This window comes from Streptococcus azizii (genome assembly GCF_001984715.1).
Classification (GTDB): domain Bacteria; phylum Bacillota; class Bacilli; order Lactobacillales; family Streptococcaceae; genus Streptococcus; species Streptococcus azizii.
On record NZ_MSPR01000040.1, the window covers coordinates 1 to 2248 of the forward strand.

Annotated in this window: 1 protein-coding gene; it reads right to left on the bottom strand. The window is 51.6% G+C overall.

What is annotated here, in order from left to right:
• The coding region (locus tag BVE84_RS10240) for an RHS repeat-associated core domain-containing protein (protein ID WP_279625872.1) at positions 1-2248 on the bottom strand (2248 nt) is incomplete at both ends.

Below are 2248 nucleotides of genomic sequence, written 5' to 3' on the forward strand. Positions count from 1 at the left end.
ATTGACCGATTGATTGCGCATACTCCTGTTGGATTTGCTGCTGGCGGTACTGAACCGCCTGGGCATGCGCTTGGGCCCTCAGTTGAGATTCCTGTTGCTGAATATACTCATAGGCAGAAGAAGTCGGTACATGACTTGGAATATAAGTATAGCTATAGACACCGGTCTGTTGCTGGCGAATCTGGTGTGCCTCATGTTCGGGAGTCGTCGGCGCATAGAGGGTGCCGTCCTTGGGATTAATCAGCGGTTTTGGTTGCTGATAGAGTGGTCTTCCTCCGCCTCCCACCATCATGGTAAACGGAGAGGGAAAATGCCCGCTCGGGTCGGTGTAGTTGACTGGGTTGTTCTGCACATAGGCATAGCGGTTCTGACTGAGTGGGTCATCTAGTTCCCCTTGGTAACTATCCTCGGTCAAGAACGTTCCTGCCTGACTATCATAGTACCTTGCCCGCAGGTAATCAAGCCCTGTACTATCTCTGGCTTCCCCATTGTAGGCATACGGGTTGCCTGTTTCGTCTGTGCTGTCTTTAGTGGAACCGTATAGTTGGTACTTGCTGGACGCTACCGCTTGCCCGTCCTTAGTCAAGCCGGTCACAGACCCTGCTTGGTTGGTCAGGTACTGATAGGTATCGCCCGTCCCATGGTTATGGTAAGAACTTCTACCCTGTCCATAGGTATAGGTTTCTCTGGCTTTCAGCTCCCGGTCGTAGGTCTGGAGAACCTCGGTGTGCTTGCGGTTGACGTCATTGACGTAATTCCGCTCTTCATAGTAGTGGAAGCTATCTTCTCGTGTGGTGTAAGGAATCAGAACCTCTTTGACTTCGCTGGCATAGGTCACCTCTCCCTCACCCGGGAGGTTTCCTAGGTCGGGTGGGTTGACCACCAAGCCCTCATCATTGGCTCGGTCTTTTGCCACCTTCTTGTGGTAGGCAGTGGAGACATCGTCAAACATCGCATGCCAGATAGTCCCAATGGTCTGAGGGAGACTGGATAAGGATTGTAAGACATTCTGACTAAAGCCATACCAGAAGAGGCTATGTGCCTCCCCATTTGGGGCGGTATGCGGTGATTTCTTCTTCTCTTCTCGCTTGAAGAGTCGATAGCTGTGCTTGCCTTCCTTACGACTAGCGGTAAAGACCCGGTTATCGTCCCCATCATACAATGCCGCAAACAAGAGGCCTGCCTTGTCCTTGACAGCTAATAGACGATTCTCCGTATCGTAGATATAGTCTAGCTTCTCATCATTCTTCTGAGAGGAAATCCGGTTGCCGTTCTTGTCATAAGTGTAGCTGGTAGTACCGTCCTTATTCTCCAACTTGATGAGACGGTTGTGGTCATCGTAGGTGAAGCGGGTCGTCTCTTCCTTGCCTTCGATGGTTTCTGTGCTGGTCAGCTTGTTACCAGCCAGGTCGTAGCTATAGGTGAGGCTGGACAGTTCCTTTCCTTCCTTGTCTGTTACCACCATACTGATGACTTGCCCCAGACTGTCATAGGTGTAGGCTTGGATAAGGGTTTCCCCATCTTGAGTGATGGTCTCCTTGGTGATATAGTCACCGTCGTCATACTCATAGGCATAGCTCGCTATCAGCTTGTCCTTCTGGTCGCGGTGAACCATTTCCGTCACTCGGTGTCCCCTGTCATAGGTGAGGAAACTCTTGGTCCCGTCCCCACGGGTGACCTGGGTCATGTCGCCAGCCTCATTGTAGCGGTAGGTCGTTTTCTTCCCGTCCTTATCCGTCACAGAGGTCAAGCGGTCCAAGTCGTCATAGGTGTAGGAGACGCTACTGCCATCTGGGTAGGTCAGCTGGCTAATATTGCCAAAGTCATCATAGCTGTAGGTGATGACACTGCCGTCTCCTTGACGAACACCAGTCACTTCCCCTTCTTCATTGGTCTCATACTGGGTTGTCCCTGTCAGGTCGCTCATAGACACCCTGCGGCCATCCGCATCATAAGCATAGAGGACTTGACCGTCTTCTTTCTTGGAGTAATCGACAGTAAGCAGTTGGTCCAACTGGTTGTAGTCATAGCGGATGGTCTCGCCATCGGCCTTGGTGACCTTCTCCAGCTGGTTGTTAAGGTTGTAGCGATAGGTCTCCTTGTCGCCAAGGGCCGTCATCTTCTCTACGACATTGGAGAGTTGGTCATAGGTATAGGTCGTGACCTTGCCATTGCCATTAGTGATAGAGGTGACATTGCCCACACTGTCATAGGTGTAGGTAGCCGTCGAAGCCTTGTCTCCTGACCC